The sequence below is a fragment of the Paraburkholderia sp. JHI869 genome (genome assembly GCF_038900775.1).
Lineage (GTDB): Bacteria > Pseudomonadota > Gammaproteobacteria > Burkholderiales > Burkholderiaceae > Paraburkholderia.
Genome location: NZ_JAYMSC010000009.1, coordinates 87578 through 104442, shown reverse-complemented (window position 1 = coordinate 104442; position 16865 = coordinate 87578). Strand labels below are relative to the sequence as shown.

The window sequence follows — 16865 nt, the reverse complement described above, 5'->3', positions numbered from 1 at the left end:
CGGGATTTCCGGCAGCGATTCGGCAAGGGAAATATGACGCGCTATCATGCGTCCTCGCCGTCCGCCCTTCACCGAATCATGAATATCCGGTTTCTCGAAACATTCATCTGGCTAGCGCGCCTGCAGAATTTCCGTCTCACCGCGGAAAAGCTCCACACCACGCAGGCGGCCGTGTCGAGCCGCATCGCTGCGCTGGAGGAGAGCTTCGACGTTCGGCTCTTCGACCGCAATTCGCGCTCGGCCACGCTCACGCCCGCGGGCCGCAAGATGCTCGCGTACGCCGAGCGCATCGTGAATCTCGGCGAGGAGATGCGCCGCGAGGTCGAGGACGCGAGCGGCGGCGGCGGTCTCATTCGCATCGGCGTGGTCGAGTCGATCGTGCATAGCTGGTTTCCCGCGTTGATGGCGCGCGTGCGCGAGCGCTTTCCGCATCTGGAGATCGAAGTCACGAGCGACACCACGATCCACCTCACGCAATTGCTGCGCGCCGACGCCGTCGATCTGATCCTGCAAACGCATGCGCTGGGCGACCGCGAGTTCGCCGACGTGCCGCTGTGCGAATTCCCCATGCGCTGGGTCGCGAGCCCCAAGCTCGGGCTCTCGGGCCAAAGCGTCGACCTTGCGCGGCTCGCCGAATTTCCCATCATCAGCTTCTCGCGCCATTCCGGGCCGCACATCGCGCTCGAACGCGAGTTTGCGCGCGCGGTGGAGCGCCCGGTGCGCATCAACTGCATCAGCTCGGTCGCAGCCATGATCCGGCTCGTGGCCGACGGCTTCGGCGTGAGCGTGCTGCCGCCCGCCATCATCCCGCGCGAGTTGCGCGAGGGCGCGCTCAAAGTGCTCGACGTGGAAAGCGGGTTCGTGCCGCTGCCGCTCGTGGCGAGCTACCGCCTGCCGAGCCAGCCGCTGCCCGCTCGCATCGCCGAACTGGCCGCGGAGCAGGCGCAAGCGTTCGTGCTCACTTTAGGGCCGGAACTCGACGGTGTGCCACCGGCCCAATCCGCCAGCACCGCGCACCGCCCGAAAGCCACGGCCCGCGCGGCAGGGGGTGCAAAGCCCGCCGCAAAACCGGCGATAGCCGCGCGCCAAGGACCGGCAAAACCAGAGCGCGCCGCCAGCGACAAATCACGGCGATAAAAAAACCTGTTCACTGCGTATTTTTTTTCTTGTTGGACCGAAGCGGTCCGCGCTCGCCAAACTGCGTCTATCCGAATCAACGTATGCGCAGGAAGACCCGATGAGCACGACACCGACCGCCCAGCCCGGCCAGCTTTGCATCTGGACCGATACCGACCCGCACGCCGAAGCCGATTTCAACGCGTGGTACGACCGCGAGCACATGCAGGAGCGCGTAGGCATTCGCGGCTTTCGCCATGCGCGCCGCTTTCTTGCCAACGACGGCCATGCGCGCCGCTACCTCGCGCTCTACGTGACGGAATCGCTCGACGTGTTCCGCAGCGACGCCTACCGCCAGGCCTTCACGGTGCAGACCGACTGGTCGCTGCGCAACTTCGCGCGCATGAGCGATACACAGCGCCGCGTGGGCGAGCTGGCGTTCGAAGCGGGTGAAGGCGAAGGCGCGCACGTCGCGATCTTCGTGGCCGCGCCGCAAGCGCTTGCCGCCGCGAACTGGCGCGATGCGGCGGCCGCCGCCACGCAAGAACCCGGCGTCCACGCAGTGCGCGTGTTCCGCACCGAGGGCACGCTTTCCTCGCCGCTTGCGACCGGCGGCGATGCGGGCACGGCGCGCGCCGCGCAGGAAGACGCAGTCGTGTTCGTGGAAGGCAGTTCGAACGCCGCCGCGCGCGCCGCCGCCGAACAGCTCGCGCAAGCCGCGGGCGTGGCGCGCGAGACGGTGCGCAGCTTCGACATGCTCTGGCGCCTCGCGGCGTGACGCAGCGCAGGCCCTGAGCACTTCACGCAACGCTTCACGCAACCCCGGCCCGCTCAACGACTATGGAGTCCCCGATGAACTCTCTCGCCCAGGCCTCGACGATCGGCCGCACCCGCACCGGACGCGGCCGTCTTGCGAGCGCCAGCATGATCGGCACGTCGCTCGAATGGTATGACTTCACCGTCTACAACACGCTCGCCGCGCTGGTCTTCAATCATCTGTTCTTCCCTTCGGTCGACCCGCTCGCGGGCACGCTGCTCGCGTTTTCGACCTACGCCGTGGGCTATGTGTCGCGGCCTCTGGGCGGCTTCATCTTCGGCAATCTCGGCGACCGCATGGGCCGCCGCGCCGTGCTCATGATCACGCTCGTGCTTATGGGCATTACCACTGCGCTGATGGGCGTGCTGCCCACCTACGCCACGGCCGGCATCCTGAGCCCCATGTTGCTCGTCGCGCTGCGCTTCGTGCAGGGCATCGCGCTCGGCGGCGAATGGGCGGGCGCGGTGCTGCTCGCGGTGGAGCACGGCGACCAGAAAAAGCGCGGCCTGAACGCTTCGTGGGCGCAGGTCGGCCCCTCGTTCGGCACGCTGCTCGGCACGGGCTTCATCGCCGTGATCACGATCTCCGTGTCGTCCGATGCGTTCCTCTCGTGGGGCTGGCGCGTGCCGTTCCTCGCGAGCCTGCTGCTCGTGGGCTTCGGCATCTGGGTGCGCAGCAGCGTCGGCGAAACGCCGCAGTTCGAAAAGCTCAACGAAGCGCACGCCACCGCCGAAGTGCCCGTGCTCGAAGTGTTCTCGCAGCACTGGCGGCGCCTCATCGTGGCAGGCGGCGCGCGCATCGGCTCCGACGTGCTGTACGCCCTGCTCGTCGTATTCACGCTCACTTATGTGACCACGGTGCTCAACCTCTCGCGTTCGCTCGCACTCACCGCCGTGCTTGCGGGCACGGCCTGCAACGCCCTTGCCGTGCCGTTCTTCGGCGCGCTTTCCGACCGCTTCGGGCGGCGGCCCGTGTACCTCGGCGGCGTGATCGCGGCAATCGTCTGGGCGTTCGGCTTCTTCACGCTGATGAACACCTCGCAGCCCGCGCTGATCGTGCTCGCCGTGATGGTCGGCCTCGTGATTCACGCGGTGATGTACGGTCCGCAGGCCGCCTTCGTCACCGAGCAGTTCCCGACCCGCGTGCGCTACGCCGGCTCCTCGCTCGCCTATACGCTCGCCGGGATTCTTGGCGGCGGCTTCGCACCGCTCATCATCGTCGCGCTGTTCCGTAGCTCGCACAGCACCGCGGCCGTCTCGCTCTATGTGAGCGGCGCGCTCATCGTCACCGGCATCGCGCTGATCGCCGCACGCGAGACCGCACACCGCCCGCTGCAGGACTGACCTCCGCTTTTCCTCCCGGCGCGCGAGCCAGTGCACCAGCAAGCGCGCCGGGAGCGCCCTACCTCTTTCGAACTGCCACCATGACCACGCTTTCCTTCACCGTCCTTCCGGCCGGCGGCGCAGCCACGCCGCTTTCGCTCGACATCGACACGCTCGTGATCGCCGGCTGGGCCGGCCGCGACGCCCACGCGATCCAGCACCACATCGACGAACTCGCCGCGCTCGGCGTGGCGCCGCCTTCGAGCACGCCGCTCTTCTACCGCGTGGGTGCGGAGCAGCTGAACCAGGCCGAAACGGTGGAGGTGCTCGGCACCCACACGAGCGGCGAGATCGAGTGCGTGCTCGTGGCGAGCCCGCTCGGCACGCTCCTGACGATCGGCTCCGACCACACCGACCGCAAGGCCGAGGCGTATAGCGTGGCGGTGTCCAAGCAGGTGTGCCCGAAGCCACTGGGCCGCGAGGCGTGGCGCTACGAAGACGTGGCAGGCCACTGGGACCGCCTGACGATGCGCGCCACGCTCATCACGGCGAACGGCGAAACGCGCGCTTACCAGAGCGGCGCCGTGGACGGCCTGCTGCCGCCCGCCGACCTGTGGCGCCGCTACACGGAAACGGGCGCGCTGCCGCCGGGCAGCGCGATGTACAGCGGCACGCTCGCGGTAAACGGCGAAATGGCGGCGATGGAATCGGGCGACGCGTTCGAGCTCGAACTGCACGACCCGGTGCTCGAACGCAGCCTGCGCGCGCGTTACGCGGTTCGCGCGCTGCCCGTCGTCGCCTGAGCGCTCCCCCTTCTTCCCGTACACGCGCAACGAAACCCATGTCATTCCTTCCTGCCACGCCCCTATCTCAACTCGCCGCCGACCTCGACGCGGCCCGCACGACGAGCCGCGCGCTCGTGGAAACCGCGCTGGAGCGCATCGCAACGGCAGGCGGCAACGGCGGCCACGCGTTCATCGCCCTCGACGCCGAACGCTCGCGGCGCGAAGCCGACGCCCAGGACGCGCTGCGCCGCGCGGGTGTGCGGCTCTCGCCGCTCGCGGGCCTGCCGGTTTCCATCAAGGACCTGTTCGACGTGGCGGGCGAGCCCACGCGCGCGGGTTCGCGCGTGCTCGACGACACGCCGCCCGCCGCCTTCGACGCGCCCGCCGTGGCACGCCTGCGCCGCGCCGGGGCCGTCCCGCTCGGGCGCACCAACATGAGCGAGTTCGCGTTCTCGGGGCTCGGCCTCAATCCGTGGCGCGGCACGCCGCGCTCCCCGTGGCGCGACGGCGACGGGGCACGCGTGGCGGGCGGGTCCTCGTCAGGCGCGGCGGCATCGGTGGCGGGCGGCATGGCCGCGGCCGGACTAGGCAGCGACACGGGCGGCTCGCTGCGCATTCCCGCCGCGTTCTGCGGCCTCACCGGCTTCAAGCCCACGGCGCGTCGCGTGCCGACGGCCGGTACGTTCCCGCTCTCGACCACGCTCGACTCGATCGGCGCCATCGCTCCGAGCGTGGCGTGCTGCGCGCTGGTGGACCGCGTGCTCGCGGGCCTGTCCACGGACGGCGACGCAGCGCGAGTGCGCCCCGCCGCGCCCAAGGGCCTGCGGCTCGCGGTGCTTTCGAACTACGTGACCGAAGGCATGGACGCGCATGTCGCGCGCACATGGGAAGCCACGCTCACCCGCCTCTCGCGTGCGGGCATGCAGATCGCGCCGCTGAATCTGCCGCTGCTGGAGGCGCTGCCCGCCATCAACCGCTTCGGTTTCTCGCCGATCGAGGCCTACGCGACGCACCGCAGCCGGCTCCATGCGCACGCGCAGCGCTACGACCCGCGCGTGCTCGCGCGCATTCGCCTCGGTGAAACGGCGAGCGCCGCCGACTACATCGACCTGCTCGCCGCGCGCGCCTCGACAATTGCGCAGGCGCGCGCCGCACTCGCGGGCTTCGACGCCTTCCTGATGCCGACCGTGCCCATCGTGCCGCCCGCCATCGCGGCGCTCGAAGCCGACCCGGCGCACTTCGCGGCAACGAACGCGCTCGTGCTGCGCAATCCCTCGGTGGTGAATTTTCTAGACGGCTGCGCGGTGTCGCTGCCCTGCGCGCCCCGCGACGAGGCTCCCGTGGGCTTGAGCGTGGCGGGACTCGCCGAAAGCGACGCGCACGTGCTGAGTGTGGCCGCCGCGATCGAAAGCGTGTTACAGGACGCGAACGCCGCCTGATGCACGGCGGCACTCACCCCGATCGGCTAAGATACGGCTCCGCAAAAGCCATTTATCGAACCAACGGAGTGTTTTCAGTGATTCAGGCAATTCAACCGGGCGCCGTCTTCAAAGACAATCTCGCACTGCTGCCGGGCATCGACGGCATCGCGCGCATCGATCTCGTGGACGCCCAGGGCATCGTGGCCGCGAGCATCGAGAACCAACCCGGCAAACAGGGCTCGCTTGCGGTCTACCTCTATCTGCGCCAAGCCTTCGGCACGCTCGACGCCAACGCCGCCGAGCATGGCCTCGCCGTGTTCGCCGAGCACACCGCCGACGCGCGCAACCGTCCGGGCGCGCACCCGAACGTCGATCGTCTGCTGGAAATCGCGGCAGGCGGCCCGGCGCTGCGCATCGACGTGATCGCCGCAGCCTGAGCGTTGCCTTGGCAGGCGTGCCCCGCGGCACGCCTGCCTCCCTTGACCCTCACGCCGAAAGTTCTTCCAGGCGCACACCATTCGTGCGCGGCCCGAACCCGCCGATGGAAATCATCACCGCGAGCATGCACACGGTGATGCCGGCGAACACGCCGCTCACGCCAAAATCGCGTAACAACGCGGCGATGATGAAACCCGACATCATCGCGCCCACGCGGTTCGCGGAATAGACGATGCCGTTGGCGCTGCAACGCACGGCCGTGGGGAAAAGCTCAGCCTGGTAAGCGTGATAGCACACGGAAATGGTCTGCCCCGCGAGACTGATCAGGACACCGAGCGAAATGAGCGCAACCGGGCCGCGCGCCTGTGAGAACAGCAGCCCGAACACGATAACCGCGAACGCCGAACCGACGATGAGCCACTTGCGCTCGATGCGATCGGCCACGAACATCGCGAGCAGCGGCCCGCTCGGCAGCGCGATGGCGATCACGACCGCATAAAGCAAGCTCTTCGTGACGGTCACGCCCTGCCCGATCAGGAGCGTGGGCACCCAGTTGGCGAAGCCGTAATAGCCCACGGCCTGGCACAGATTGAACGCGATCAGCATGATGAGACGCGAGCGGTACGGAGGCTTCCAAAGCTCCGCAAGCGAAGCGCGCCGATGCGCGGGCAGCACGAGCGTGGGCGAAGGCTCGGGCAAGGCCTTGCCGCTTTCGCGCACGGCGCGCTGCTCCATCTGCGCGATCACGCGTTCGGCCGCTTCCGTTTGACCGTGCGTCACGAGCCAGCGCGGGCTTTCGGGCACGGCGCGGCGCACGAACCATACGATCGCCGCACCGAGCGAACCGGCGAGCACGACCCAGCGCCAGCCGTCGAGACCGAAAGGCGCCTGCGGCACGAGCCACCACGAAAGCAGCGCCGAAATGGGCGCGGCCGAAAACATGATCGCCTGATTCAACGCCATGGCGCGCCCGCGCATCTGCTGCGGGACCATCTCCGTGACATAGCTGTCGATGGTGACGATCTCGATGCCCACGCCTATGCCGGTGATGAAGCGCCAAAGAATCAGCCCCTGCGAGGTATGCTGAAACGCCATCGCCACCGAGCCCACCGAATACCAGAGCAACGAGAACGTGAACACGCTTCGGCGTCCGAAGCGGTCGGGAAGCCAGCCGAAGAAGAACGTGCCGATGAAAAGTCCCGCGAACGTCGCCGCGACGAACGCGCCTATGCCGTTGAAGCCAAAGAACGCGTGCGTGGTCGTTTGCAGCATGCCGCTTTTGGCCATGCCCGGCGCAATATAACCCGTGAAGATGAGATCGTAGACCTCGAAGAAGCCGCCCAGCGATATGAGCATCACCAGCATCCAGAGCTGGCGCGTGGCGGGCAGACGGTCGAGCCGGGCGGAAAGCGCGGCGGCCGCGCGATTGCCCACGTGTGGGGCCGTGACGGCGTCGAGCGGGGCGTCCGCGCCGAGGGTTCGTTGCATGCTTGTCTCCGTGACGACGCCTCACCGGGCGTCATTCTTGTGAACGCCGGGCCTGCGTGCGCGCGGCGCGTGCGAGCTTCTGGCGGCTCGTTGCACGCGCAACCGTATGGCAAACCGGCGGGGGAACCGCTAACGTGCTGCTGCTACTTTGTGTGCCGCCTGCTCAGGGCGTGGCGTGTGACTTCAGCCCCGCCAGCACCTCTTCGGTATGCTCGCCCACCCGCGCGAGCGGCTGCCTCACGCCCGGACGGCGGCCGCCCATCATGAGCGGCAGCAGCACGACTTCAGTCGTGCCGCCGTCGTCGGTCTGCATCGGCACGAGTCCGCCGCTCGCCTTCAGGTGCGGATCGTCGAGCAACTGGTCGGGGCGCACGATGGGCGCGTAAGGAATGCCCGCCGCTTCGAGACGCGGCATTAGTTCGGCCACGTGGTGGGTGGCGAGCACGGCGCCCAGGCGGTCGAGCAATTCGGGCCGCACCGCCACGCGCAGCGCGTTGTTCGCGAAGTGCGGCTCGTCGGCAAGCTGTGGGCAGCCGATCACGTTGCACAGCGTCACGAACTGCTTGTCGCTCACCGCGCCGATAAAAAGCTGCTCGCCTTCGGCAAGCGTGAACACGTCGTACACACTCCAGGCCGACACGCGCGACGGCATGGGCGGCGGCGCTTCGTGCGTCATCGCGTATTGCTGCATGTGCTGCGCGCTCAGGAACACGCAGTTCTCGAACAACGCGCTCTGCACCTCCTGGCCGAGCCCCGTCGCATCGCGCTCGCGCAGCGCGGCCAGCACGCCGATCGCGCCGAACATGCCGCCCATGATGTCGTTGACCGACGTGCCGGCGCGCAGCGGCCGCCCCGCGGGCCCGGTCATGTACGAGAGGCCGCCCATCATCTGCACGACTTCGTCGAGCGCGAGACGTTTTTCATAGGGGCCCGGCAAAAAGCCCTTGTGCGAGACGTAGATGAGGCGCGGGTAGCGCTGCGAGAGCGTGGCGTAATCGAGGCCGAGCTTTTCCATGAGGCCGGGCCGGAAGTTTTCGAGCATCACGTCGCACTCGCCGATCAGTTCGACGGCGGCCGCGCGCCCCGCTTCGGTGTTGATGTCGAGCACCACGCTCTTCTTGTTGCGGTTGAACGAGCGAAAGAAACCGATGCCGAGGCCCGGCAGGTTGCGCGTCTTGTCGCCGCCGGGCGGTTCGATCTTGATGACTTCGGCGCCCAGGTCCGCGAGAATCATGCCGCAAGTGGGACCCATGACCATGTGCGTGAATTCGACGACACGCACGCCTTCGAGTGGAAGCCGGTTGACAGTATTCATAAGGATCTCAAACTAATCAGGCGTGATGCGCGATTGCGCCAAAGGTTTTCGGCAGGCCGGCGCGCCACAGCGTGCCATGCAGCGTTTCGCCCTCCAGCCACTGGGCCACGCGCGCGCGCAGCGCGAGCAGCCGCTCGATGTCGATGCCGGTGTCGATGCCCATGTCGGCGAGCATGAACGCGAGGTCTTCGCTCGATGCATTGCCGCTCGCGCCCGGCGCATGCGGACAGCCGCCGATGCCGCCGAGCGTGGCGTCGAAGCGCGTCACGCCCGCTTCGAGCGCGGCGTAGACGTTGGCGAGCGCGAGGCCGCGCGTGTCGTGGAAGTGCGCGCAGCACAGGCGCTCGCCTGCGATCACACGCGCGGCTTCGAAGAGTTCCCGCACGGCGGCGGGGTTCGCGTAGCCCACGGTATCGGCGAGGCTCACGCGGTCCGCGCCTGCGTCGAGCAGCGCTTGCATGCAGCGCAGCACTTCGGCGGGCTCCACGCGCCCTTGCAGCGTGCAGCCGAACGCCGTGCCGATGCCGCCTTCGATCAATGTCTTCGCGCCGCTGGCGTCGCGCGCGGCGCGTATGCGAGCGACTTCCGCCACGACTTCATCGGGCGTCTTGCGCAGGTTCGCGAGGCTATGCGCTTCGCTTGCGGAAAGGGGCACGAGCAGCAGGTCCGCTTGCGCTTCCAGCGCGCGCTCGGCGCCCTTCAGGTTCGGCACGAGCACCGAGACGACCAGGTCCGGCAGCGTCCTGGCGTAGACGACGAGTTCCGCCGTATCGGCAAGTTGCGGCAAGAGGCGCGCGGGCACGAACGAGCCCACTTCGATCTCGCGCTGGCCGGCTTCGTGCGCCGCGCGTATCCATTCGATCTTGTGGTCGGTCGGCAGCACCGTCTGGATGCTCTGCAGGCCGTCGCGCAGGCCGACTTCGCGTATCACGCAACGCTGCGGTAATGAGGGCATGAAAGTGTCTCCGTCTTTTGTTTCCAGCGATGTGCTAACTTTAGGCATTCCGCAAAATACATAAAGCGGTATTTTGGAAGCTTCAAGATTCCAATTCGGAAACACACAACACGCAGCAAGGAGACGCCGTGCACGACATCGACCTCAAAACCCTGCGCCTGCTCGTGAGCGTGTGCGAGCACGGCAACATGGGGCGTGCGGCGCGCGAGGAGCATATCGAGCCCTCCGCGATCAGCAAGCGCATCGCCCAGCTCGAAAGCGAATTCGGCGTGCCGCTGCTCACGCGCTCGCGCCGCGGCGTGCAGCCCACCGCGGCGGGTCTCGCGCTGCTCGAACACGCGCGCAGCGTGATCTTCACGCTGGAGCGCGCGGCCAGCGACGTTGCCGCGCTCGGCAGCGGCCTTTCCGGCAGCGTGAGCGTGTGCGCCTCGGCCTCCGCGATCGCCGAGGCGCTGCTCGACGATCTCGCGTCGTTCATGCGCTTGCCCGCGTACAAGAACATTCGCGTGAACGTGGAGGAGCGCACGTCGCACGAACTCGTGGAGCGCGTGCGCGACGGCGCGGCTTCGCTCGGGGTGTGCTGGGACAACGTGGAGCTTGGCGGGCTGCAGTCGCGCCCCTGGCGCGAAGACCGGCTCGTGCTAGCCGTCCATCCCGAGCACCCGCTCGCGAAACGCCGCACCATCGCGTTCGAGGAGACGCTCGATTACGAACACGTGGGCCTGCCGCCGTCCACGGCAGTGCACACGATGCTGCGGCAGTCGGCGGCGCGCAGCGGGCGCACGGTCGCCTATCGCGCGGTAGTGTCGACGCTCGACGCGGCGTTCCGCGTCGTGGCCGCCAATCTCGGCATCAGCGTCGTGCCTCAGGAGGTGAGCAACACCTACCGCCGCATCATGGACGTGCACACCATTGCCCTCACCGACGCCTGGGCGCGGCGGCGCTTTATCGTCTGCTTTCGTGCGTTCGACACGCTGCAGCCCGCCGCGCAGCGCATGGTCGAGCATCTCGTGGAGCGCGCGGCGCACAAGCAACGTGGCGCGCGAAGCAAGGCTTGATCGTCCGATTCAAGCCACTGTTTTCTTCGTACGTTTACGCGCGGGCGTGCGATCGACTGTTTTCATCTCCGCAATCAAACCATCGTGGTGCTCGCGCAGCACCTCGACGAACTCGGCCACCAGACGCTCGCGCGGCCGGTTCGGCGGAAACAGCAAGTAGGTGGGAAACAGCACCGCCGGCGAGAACGGCCGGATCGCAATGTCCGGCCCCGCGAAATCGCGCGCGACGATAGGATGCGCGAGCGTCACGCCCATCCCGCAGCGGACCATCTCGCAGCAGATCGCCGTGTATTGCGCCTCGATGGCGAGCACGCGCTCCACGCCCGCGCGCTGGAACACTTCGTCCATTTGGGTGCGCGTACCGTCGCCGTGACACAGCGAAATGAACGATTCGCCCTCCAGATCGGCTGGCCGGATCATGGCCTTTTTCGCGAGCGCATGCGTCGCCGGCATGACGCACACGGCCGAGACCTTCGAAAGCAATTCGACCTCGCAATTCGACGCCTCGCTGATGTACACGGCCACGCCCAGATCGCAGAACTGCGAACCGGTCCAGTGATTCACCGTGCCCGAGGTGTTCACATGCAGCGAAACCGTCACGCCCGGAAAGAGGCGGCGAAACTTGTCGATGGCATGCGGCACGAGCGTGAGCCCCGCGGAAGGCATGGCGGCGATGCGCAAGCGACCGCTGCCGAGATTGCGGATTTGCGCGGCGGCGGTGCTGAGTCCTTGCAGGCCCACATACGCGCGCTCGACTTCGCGAAAGAACGCATTGCCCTCGCTCGTGGGAATGAGGCGGATGCCCACGCGCTGGAACAGCGTGAGCCCGGTCTCGCGCTCCAGTTGCCCGATCAGGCGGCTCACGTTGGGCTGCGAGGTATAGAGCGCCTTCGCCGCGGCTGTCATCGAGCCCGACACCATCACCGCGCGAAACGCTTCGACATGCTTCAGATTCAAGGCGATCTCTCCTGGGCTTAACCCTGATTCAAGCCTGGTCCATACGCCAGGGCCTAACCCTGGTCCATATCATTCCCGTATAGGTTGGCATTTTATTCGTATTGGACGATATGGCCAGCCCGGCACAGACTGCGATGCATCGGCGCACTGTCCGGTTCGCCGCTCCCCACATCCGAATGGAGATCGTCGTCATGAAAGCCGCGATGCGCCGTCGTTCAACCTTCCCCCCTAAAGCCGCATTCGTCGCACTCGCCGTCGTCGGCACACTCGCCGCGGCCTCGCTCGCCCAGGCCGAAACCACGCTCTACGTCGCCAACGTCGGCGGCTCCAACGAGCAGCTTTATCGTCAGAAGATCATCCCGGCGTTCGAAAAATCGCATGACGTCAAGATCGTCTACGTGGCGGGCAATTCGAGCGACACGCTTGCGAAACTCCAGGCGCAAAAGGGCCACCAGCAGATCAACGTCGCCGTGATGGACGACGGCCCCATGTACCAGGCGATGCAACTCGGCCTGTGCGGCAAGATCGACGACGCACCCGTGATGAAGGACCTCTATCCGCTCGCGCGCATCGGTCCGAGCGCCGTGGGCGTGGGGATGGTGGCAACCGGCATCGGCTATAACGAACAGGCGTTCAAAAAGCTCGGCCTGCCCGCGCCCGATTCGTGGAAGTCGCTCGAAGACGCGCGCGTGAAAGGCAAGCTCGGCGTGCCGCCGATCACCAACACCTACGGCCTGCATACGCTCGTGATGCTCGCGCGCCTGAACGGCGGCGGCGAGAAGGATATCGAGCCCGGCTTCAAGGCCATGACGAAGCAGGTCGCGCCCAATGTGCTCTCGTGGGCGCCCACACCCGGCGAAATGGACGGCCTCATGCAGTCCGGCGACGTGATCATTGCGCCTTACGGCAGCGGCCGCGCGGTGGCGCTGCAAAACACGGGCTTCCCGCTCAAGTTCATCTACCCGAAGGAAGGCGGTGTGGCGCTGCAGGTGGCCGCGTGCTCCGTTGCACAGAACGCGCAGCCGCAACTCTCGCAGCAGTTCATCCAGTTCCTGCTGAGCCCGGAAGTGCAGGCCCAGCAGGCGGCGGACATCGGCCTTGGCCCCGTCAACAAGACCGTCAAGCTCACGCCTGAAGTGGCCGCGCGCGTGCCCTACGGTCCTGACCAGATCTCGAAGCTCACGGCCATGGACTGGACCACCATCAACGAGCATCGCACCGAGTGGACCGAGCGCTGGAATCGTTCGGTCGAGCGCTGATGCGCGCGCTTCCTGCCCCGCAACCCATGCACGTGTTCAGCGAGGACCGACGCTCATGAGCTTCCTCACCCTGCAAGGCATATCGAAGCGTTACGGCGACTTCACGGCCATCGAGCAGCTCGACCTCACGGTCGCGCGTGGCGAGTTTCTTTCGCTGCTCGGTCCCTCGGGCTGCGGCAAGACGACCACCCTGCAGATGATCGCGGGCTTCGTCACGCCGAGCACGGGCCGCATCACGCTCGATGGCCGCGACATCACGCACGAGCGTCCCGAGAAACGCGGCATTGGCGTGGTGTTTCAAAGCTACGCGCTCTTTCCGCACATGACCGTGGCCGGCAACGTGGGCTTCGGTCTGGAAATGCAGAAGATGAAGCGCGCGCAGCGCGCCGAGCGCATTGCCGAAGCGCTGGAGCTCGTGCGCCTGCGAGGGCTCGACGCGCGCTACCCGAAGGAGCTTTCGGGCGGCCAGCGCCAGCGCGTGGCGATCGCGCGTGCACTTGCCATGCAACCCGAATTGCTGCTGCTCGACGAGCCGATGTCGAACCTCGACGCCAAGCTGCGCGAGGAGATGCATATCGAGCTGCGCGCGATCCAGAAGCGCCTTGGCATCACGACCATTCTCGTGACGCACGATCAGGTCGAGGCGATGACGATGAGCGACCGCATTGCGGTCATGCATCGCGGCACGATCGCGCAGTTGAGCACGCCGTTCGATGCCTACGAGCGCCCGGCTACGCCGTTTGCCTCCACGTTCCTTGGCCGCACCAATACGCTGGCTGGCGAAGTGCTGCGCCGCAATCCGCGCTGCGCCGAGGTCGAGGTAGCCGGGACGATGCTGCACGTGCCGCACGAAGGCCGCGAGGTGGCGGGCGCCGTGAACGTCTATATCCGCCCGGAGAAAGTGCGCCTCGCCAACGGCGACGCGCGTCTCACGGGCCGCGTGACGACGCGCGTATTCGTCGGCAATCAATGGCTGCTTGCCGTGGAAACCGAGCTTGGCAGGATGCATGTCGCGCAGCCCAACCACGGCGCGCCGCCGCCCGAGGAAGGCCACGAAGTCGGACTCGCATGGACCGACGACGATCTGCGCGTGCTCACGCGGGAGGGCGCTCATGGCAACGCTTGACGACTCGCGCGCGGGCGCCGCGCCGTGGCTGCTATCCGCACCCGCGCTACTGCTCTTTCTTGCGCTGCTGCTGGTGCCGCTGCTGCTCACCTTCGTGCTCTCGTTTCATGTGTTCAGCGACATTGCGGGCGTGCAGCGAGGATGGACCGTCACTAATTACCTGGAGGTCCTGAGCGATCCCTACTACGGCGAAATCTTCCTGCGCACAGCGGGTCTCGCATTCGCCGTCACGCTGCTTTCCATCGTGCTGGGCGTGCCCGAAACGCTCGTGCTCGCACGCATGCGGCGGCCCTGGCAATCGGTTTGCCTGCTGATCGTGCTCGGCCCGCTGCTGATCTCCGTGGTCGTGCGCACGCTCGGCTGGCAAATTCTGCTGGGCAACAACGGCGTGCTCAACAACGCGCTCCAGGCGCTGCACATCACCGACGAACCCATTCGCCTCGTCTTCACCATGACGGGCACCATCATCGCCCTCACGCACGTGCTCGTGCCGTTCATGGTGATGTCGGTGTGGGCAACGCTGCAAAAGCTCGATCCGCAGGTGGAATGGGCCGGCCGCTCGCTCGGCGCCTCGCCACTGCGCGTGTTCCGCCGCGTGATCCTGCCGCAGATCATGCCGGGTGTGCTCTCGGGCTCGATCATCGTGTTCGCGCTTTCGGCCTCCGCGTTCGCCACGCCCGCGCTGATCGGCGGACGGCGCCTGAAGGTCGTGGCCACCGCCGCCTACGACGAGTTCCTCGGCACGCTGAACTGGCCGCTGGGCGCGAGCATCGCCGTGCTGCTGCTGATCGCCAACGTGGCGATCGTCATGGGCTGCAGCCGTCTTGCCGAACGCCGCTTCAAGCACATCTTCGACTGACGGGGGCTCCACATGAAACGCAACGGATTCCTCGGGCTCGCGTTCAATGCGCTCTTTCTCGCCTTCATGCTCGCGCCGATCGTCGTGGTGCTGCTCGTGGCCTTCACGGACAAGGGCTATATCTCGATGCCGTTCGACGGCGCCTCGCTGCGCTGGTTTCGCGCGATCCTGCAAAACGGCGACATCGTCTCGGCGTTCTGGCTTTCGGTGCGCCTCGCGTTCACCGCGGCCACCATCGGCGTGGCGCTCGCGGTGCCCGCCGCGCTCGCCATCGCGCGCTACCGTTTTGCGGGCCGCGGCGCGCTGGTGAGCTTCTTCCTCTCGCCGATGATGATTCCCGCCGTGGTGCTCGGCATCGCGTTCCTGCGCTTTCTCTCGCTGCTCAACCTGAACGGCTCGTTCTGGGCGCTCGTCGCCGCGCACGTGGTGATCGTGCTGCCCTATGCGCTGCGCCTCGCGCTCTCCTCGGCAGTCGGCCTCGACCGCGACGCCGAGCGTGCGGCCCTCTCGTGCGGCGCGAGCCGATTCACGGCTTTCCGCCGCGTGGTGCTGCCGATGATCCGCACGGGCGTAGCGGGCGGCTGGGTGCTGTCGTTCATCCAGAGCTTCGATGAACTCACCATGACCATTTTCGTCGCGACGCCCGGCACCACCACGCTGCCCGTCGCCATGTACAACCAGATCGCGCAGACGATCGATCCGCTCGTCACCTCGGTGTCGGCGGTGCTGATCGTCGGCACGATCCTGCTGATGCTGCTGCTCGATCGCATGGTTGGGCTGGACCGCATCCTGATCGGAGAAGCCCGATGACACAACACTCCTGTGCAAGCCCCGACGTGCTCGTGATCGGCGGCGGCCTCGTCGGCTCCGCCGTAGCGTACGGCCTCGCACGTGAAGGCGCGCGCGTGACCGTGCTCGACGAGGACGACGGCGGCTTTCGCGCCTCGCGCGGCAACTTCGGCCTCGTCTGGATTCAGGGCAAGGGCTACGGCCTGTCGCCGTATGCGCGCTGGTCGCGCAGTTCGGCGCAGCGCTGGCCGCTGCTCGCACAATGCCTCGCCGACGAAGCGCGCGTGGACGTCGCGCTGCGTCAGCCTGGCGGCTTTCATATCTGCTTCTCGGACGAAGAGCTTGCCGAACGCCATAAACGACTCACCACCTTACAGGCCGAGATCGGCGATTATCCGTTCGAACTACTAAATCATCGCGAGCTGCGTGAGCAGTTGCCAGGGATCGGCCCGGCCGTCGCTGGCGCGAGCTATACGCCGATGGATGGCCACGTCAATCCGCTCAAGCTGCTGCGTGCGCTGCATGTCGCGATGCAAAAGCGCGGCGTGCGGCTCGTCTCGGGCGAGCGCGCCGAGCGTATCGTCGCCGGGCCGGGCGGCTTCAGCGTGCAAGGCCGGCGCGGCGTGTACAGCGCGGCTCGCGTCGTGCTCGCAGCGGGCCTCGGCAATCGCGCGCTCGCGCCGCACGTGGGCTTGAATGCGCCCGTTGCGCCCAATCGAGGCCAGGTGCTCGTGAGCGAGCGCGTCGCGCCATTTCTGCGCTACCCGACCATCAACGTGCGGCAAACCGACGAAGGCACGGTGCAGTTCGGCGACTCGATGGAAGAAGCCGGCTTCAACGACTTCACCACCACGCCCATCCTGCGCCAGATTGCGGCGCGCGGCGTGCGCGCGTTTCCCATGCTCGCCCATGTGCGGCTCGTGCGCATGTGGGCCGCGCTGCGCGTGTACAGCCCCGATGGCTTTCCGATCTACGACCACTCCGAGGCGCATCCCGGTGCTTTTGTCGTCACGTGCCATAGCGGCGTGACGCTCGCCGCGGCCCACGCGCTGCGCATCGCGCCGTGGATCATGGGCGCGCCGATGCCCGCCGAACTGCCCGCCTTCTCCGCGCGCCGCTTCGCTACCGACGCGGCTGCCGAACCGATCCTCGCTCACTAA

At 67.1% G+C, this 16865-nt stretch carries 16 protein-coding genes; 12 read left to right on the top strand and 4 right to left on the bottom strand.

Features of this window, described 5'->3' with window-relative positions:
- Nucleotides 1-78 precede the first annotated feature (78 nt).
- The 6 genes from VSR72_RS17390 to VSR72_RS17365 all read left to right on the top strand — a co-directional run bounded on the left by VSR72_RS17390 (nt 79) and on the right by VSR72_RS17365 (nt 5898).
- Entirely contained in the window at nt 79-1137 is a 1059-nt protein-coding gene (locus VSR72_RS17390; protein ID WP_342953583.1) for a LysR family transcriptional regulator, read from the top strand.
- Nucleotides 1138-1237: 100 nt separating this feature from the next.
- Nucleotides 1238-1894 (top strand): hypothetical protein, encoded by a 657-nt coding sequence (locus VSR72_RS17385; protein ID WP_342953582.1) that lies wholly within the window; start codon nt 1238-1240, stop codon nt 1892-1894.
- A 62-nt stretch (nt 1895-1956) separates the two neighbouring features.
- On the top strand, nt 1957-3276 hold the full coding sequence (locus tag VSR72_RS17380; protein WP_342953581.1) for an MFS transporter: 1320 nt from the start codon (nt 1957-1959) through the stop codon (nt 3274-3276).
- 80 nt (nt 3277-3356) lie between these two features.
- Entirely contained in the window at nt 3357-4058 is a 702-nt protein-coding gene (locus VSR72_RS17375; protein WP_342953580.1) for a DUF2848 domain-containing protein, read from the top strand.
- Nucleotides 4059-4096: 38 nt separating this feature from the next.
- On the top strand, nt 4097-5479 hold the full coding sequence (locus VSR72_RS17370; RefSeq protein ID WP_342953579.1) for an amidase: 1383 nt from the start codon (nt 4097-4099) through the stop codon (nt 5477-5479).
- Nucleotides 5480-5547: 68 nt separating this feature from the next.
- The gene (locus VSR72_RS17365; RefSeq protein WP_342953578.1) at nt 5548-5898 is read left to right on the top strand and encodes a DUF2322 family protein; all 351 of its coding nucleotides are present in this window, start codon (nt 5548-5550) and stop codon (nt 5896-5898) included.
- A gap of 49 nt (nt 5899-5947) precedes the next feature.
- On the opposite strand, the gene VSR72_RS17360 is transcribed toward VSR72_RS17365, so the two are convergent.
- The 3 genes from VSR72_RS17360 to VSR72_RS17350 form a co-directional block, all read right to left on the bottom strand.
- Entirely contained in the window at nt 5948-7387 is a 1440-nt protein-coding gene (locus VSR72_RS17360) for an MFS transporter (RefSeq protein WP_342953577.1), read from the bottom strand.
- A gap of 163 nt (nt 7388-7550) precedes the next feature.
- Nucleotides 7551-8702: a CaiB/BaiF CoA-transferase family protein gene (locus tag VSR72_RS17355; protein WP_342953576.1), complete on the bottom strand. Its 1152-nt coding sequence runs from the start codon at nt 8700-8702 to the stop codon at nt 7551-7553.
- A 16-nt stretch (nt 8703-8718) separates the two neighbouring features.
- Nucleotides 8719-9657, bottom strand: a complete 939-nt coding sequence (locus VSR72_RS17350; RefSeq protein WP_342953575.1) for a hydroxymethylglutaryl-CoA lyase — start codon at nt 9655-9657, stop codon at nt 8719-8721.
- Between the two features lie 128 nt (nt 9658-9785).
- Here VSR72_RS17350 and VSR72_RS17345 point away from each other — a divergent pair, with 128 nt between their 5' ends.
- Complete coding sequence (locus VSR72_RS17345) at nt 9786-10715, top strand: LysR family transcriptional regulator (protein ID WP_342953574.1); 930 nt, start codon at nt 9786-9788, stop codon at nt 10713-10715.
- A 9-nt stretch (nt 10716-10724) separates the two neighbouring features.
- On the opposite strand, the gene VSR72_RS17340 is transcribed toward VSR72_RS17345, so the two are convergent.
- Nucleotides 10725-11672 carry a LysR substrate-binding domain-containing protein gene (locus VSR72_RS17340; protein ID WP_342953573.1) on the bottom strand — a complete coding sequence of 316 codons (948 nt, stop codon included), beginning with the start codon at nt 11670-11672 and terminating at the stop codon, nt 10725-10727.
- Nucleotides 11673-11863: 191 nt separating this feature from the next.
- On the opposite strand from VSR72_RS17340, the gene VSR72_RS17335 reads away from it, so the two are divergent.
- From VSR72_RS17335 to VSR72_RS17315, 5 genes are read left to right on the top strand one after another with little or no spacing between them, the layout of a single operon-like run.
- Nucleotides 11864-12931, top strand: a complete 1068-nt coding sequence (locus VSR72_RS17335) for an ABC transporter substrate-binding protein (protein WP_342953572.1) — start codon at nt 11864-11866, stop codon at nt 12929-12931.
- A 55-nt stretch (nt 12932-12986) separates the two neighbouring features.
- Complete coding sequence (locus tag VSR72_RS17330) at nt 12987-14057, top strand: ABC transporter ATP-binding protein (RefSeq protein WP_342953571.1); 1071 nt, start codon at nt 12987-12989, stop codon at nt 14055-14057.
- The gene (locus VSR72_RS17325) at nt 14044-14916 is read left to right on the top strand and encodes an ABC transporter permease (RefSeq protein ID WP_324140554.1); all 873 of its coding nucleotides are present in this window, start codon (nt 14044-14046) and stop codon (nt 14914-14916) included. Before VSR72_RS17330 ends, VSR72_RS17325 begins: the two co-directional genes overlap by 14 nt.
- Nucleotides 14917-14928: 12 nt before the next feature.
- The gene (locus VSR72_RS17320) at nt 14929-15726 is read left to right on the top strand and encodes an ABC transporter permease (protein ID WP_342953570.1); all 798 of its coding nucleotides are present in this window, start codon (nt 14929-14931) and stop codon (nt 15724-15726) included.
- Nucleotides 15723-16865 carry an FAD-dependent oxidoreductase gene (locus VSR72_RS17315; RefSeq protein ID WP_342953569.1) on the top strand — a complete coding sequence of 381 codons (1143 nt, stop codon included), beginning with the start codon at nt 15723-15725 and terminating at the stop codon, nt 16863-16865. The genes VSR72_RS17320 and VSR72_RS17315 overlap by 4 nt, the downstream gene beginning before the upstream one ends.

Bases quoted from the DNA above. Each gene is read 5' to 3' on its own strand.
- VSR72_RS17390 (WP_342953583.1), top strand. From the start codon at position 79: ATGAATATCCGGTTTCTCGAAACATTCATCTGGCTAGCGCGCCTGCAG.
- VSR72_RS17385 (WP_342953582.1), top strand. From the start codon at position 1,238: ATGAGCACGACACCGACCGCCCAGCCCGGCCAGCTTTGCATCTGGACC.
- VSR72_RS17380 (WP_342953581.1), top strand. From the start codon at position 1,957: ATGGAGTCCCCGATGAACTCTCTCGCCCAGGCCTCGACGATCGGCCGC.
- VSR72_RS17375 (WP_342953580.1), top strand. From the start codon at position 3,357: ATGACCACGCTTTCCTTCACCGTCCTTCCGGCCGGCGGCGCAGCCACG.
- VSR72_RS17370 (WP_342953579.1), top strand. From the start codon at position 4,097: ATGTCATTCCTTCCTGCCACGCCCCTATCTCAACTCGCCGCCGACCTC.
- VSR72_RS17360 (WP_342953577.1), bottom strand. From the start codon at position 7,387: ATGCAACGAACCCTCGGCGCGGACGCCCCGCTCGACGCCGTCACGGCC.
- VSR72_RS17355 (WP_342953576.1), bottom strand. From the start codon at position 8,702: ATGAATACTGTCAACCGGCTTCCACTCGAAGGCGTGCGTGTCGTCGAA.
- VSR72_RS17350 (WP_342953575.1), bottom strand. From the start codon at position 9,657: ATGCCCTCATTACCGCAGCGTTGCGTGATACGCGAAGTCGGCCTGCGC.
- VSR72_RS17335 (WP_342953572.1), top strand. From the start codon at position 11,864: ATGAAAGCCGCGATGCGCCGTCGTTCAACCTTCCCCCCTAAAGCCGCA.
- VSR72_RS17330 (WP_342953571.1), top strand. From the start codon at position 12,987: ATGAGCTTCCTCACCCTGCAAGGCATATCGAAGCGTTACGGCGACTTC.
- VSR72_RS17325 (WP_324140554.1), top strand. From the start codon at position 14,044: ATGGCAACGCTTGACGACTCGCGCGCGGGCGCCGCGCCGTGGCTGCTA.
- VSR72_RS17320 (WP_342953570.1), top strand. From the start codon at position 14,929: ATGAAACGCAACGGATTCCTCGGGCTCGCGTTCAATGCGCTCTTTCTC.
- VSR72_RS17315 (WP_342953569.1), top strand. From the start codon at position 15,723: ATGACACAACACTCCTGTGCAAGCCCCGACGTGCTCGTGATCGGCGGC.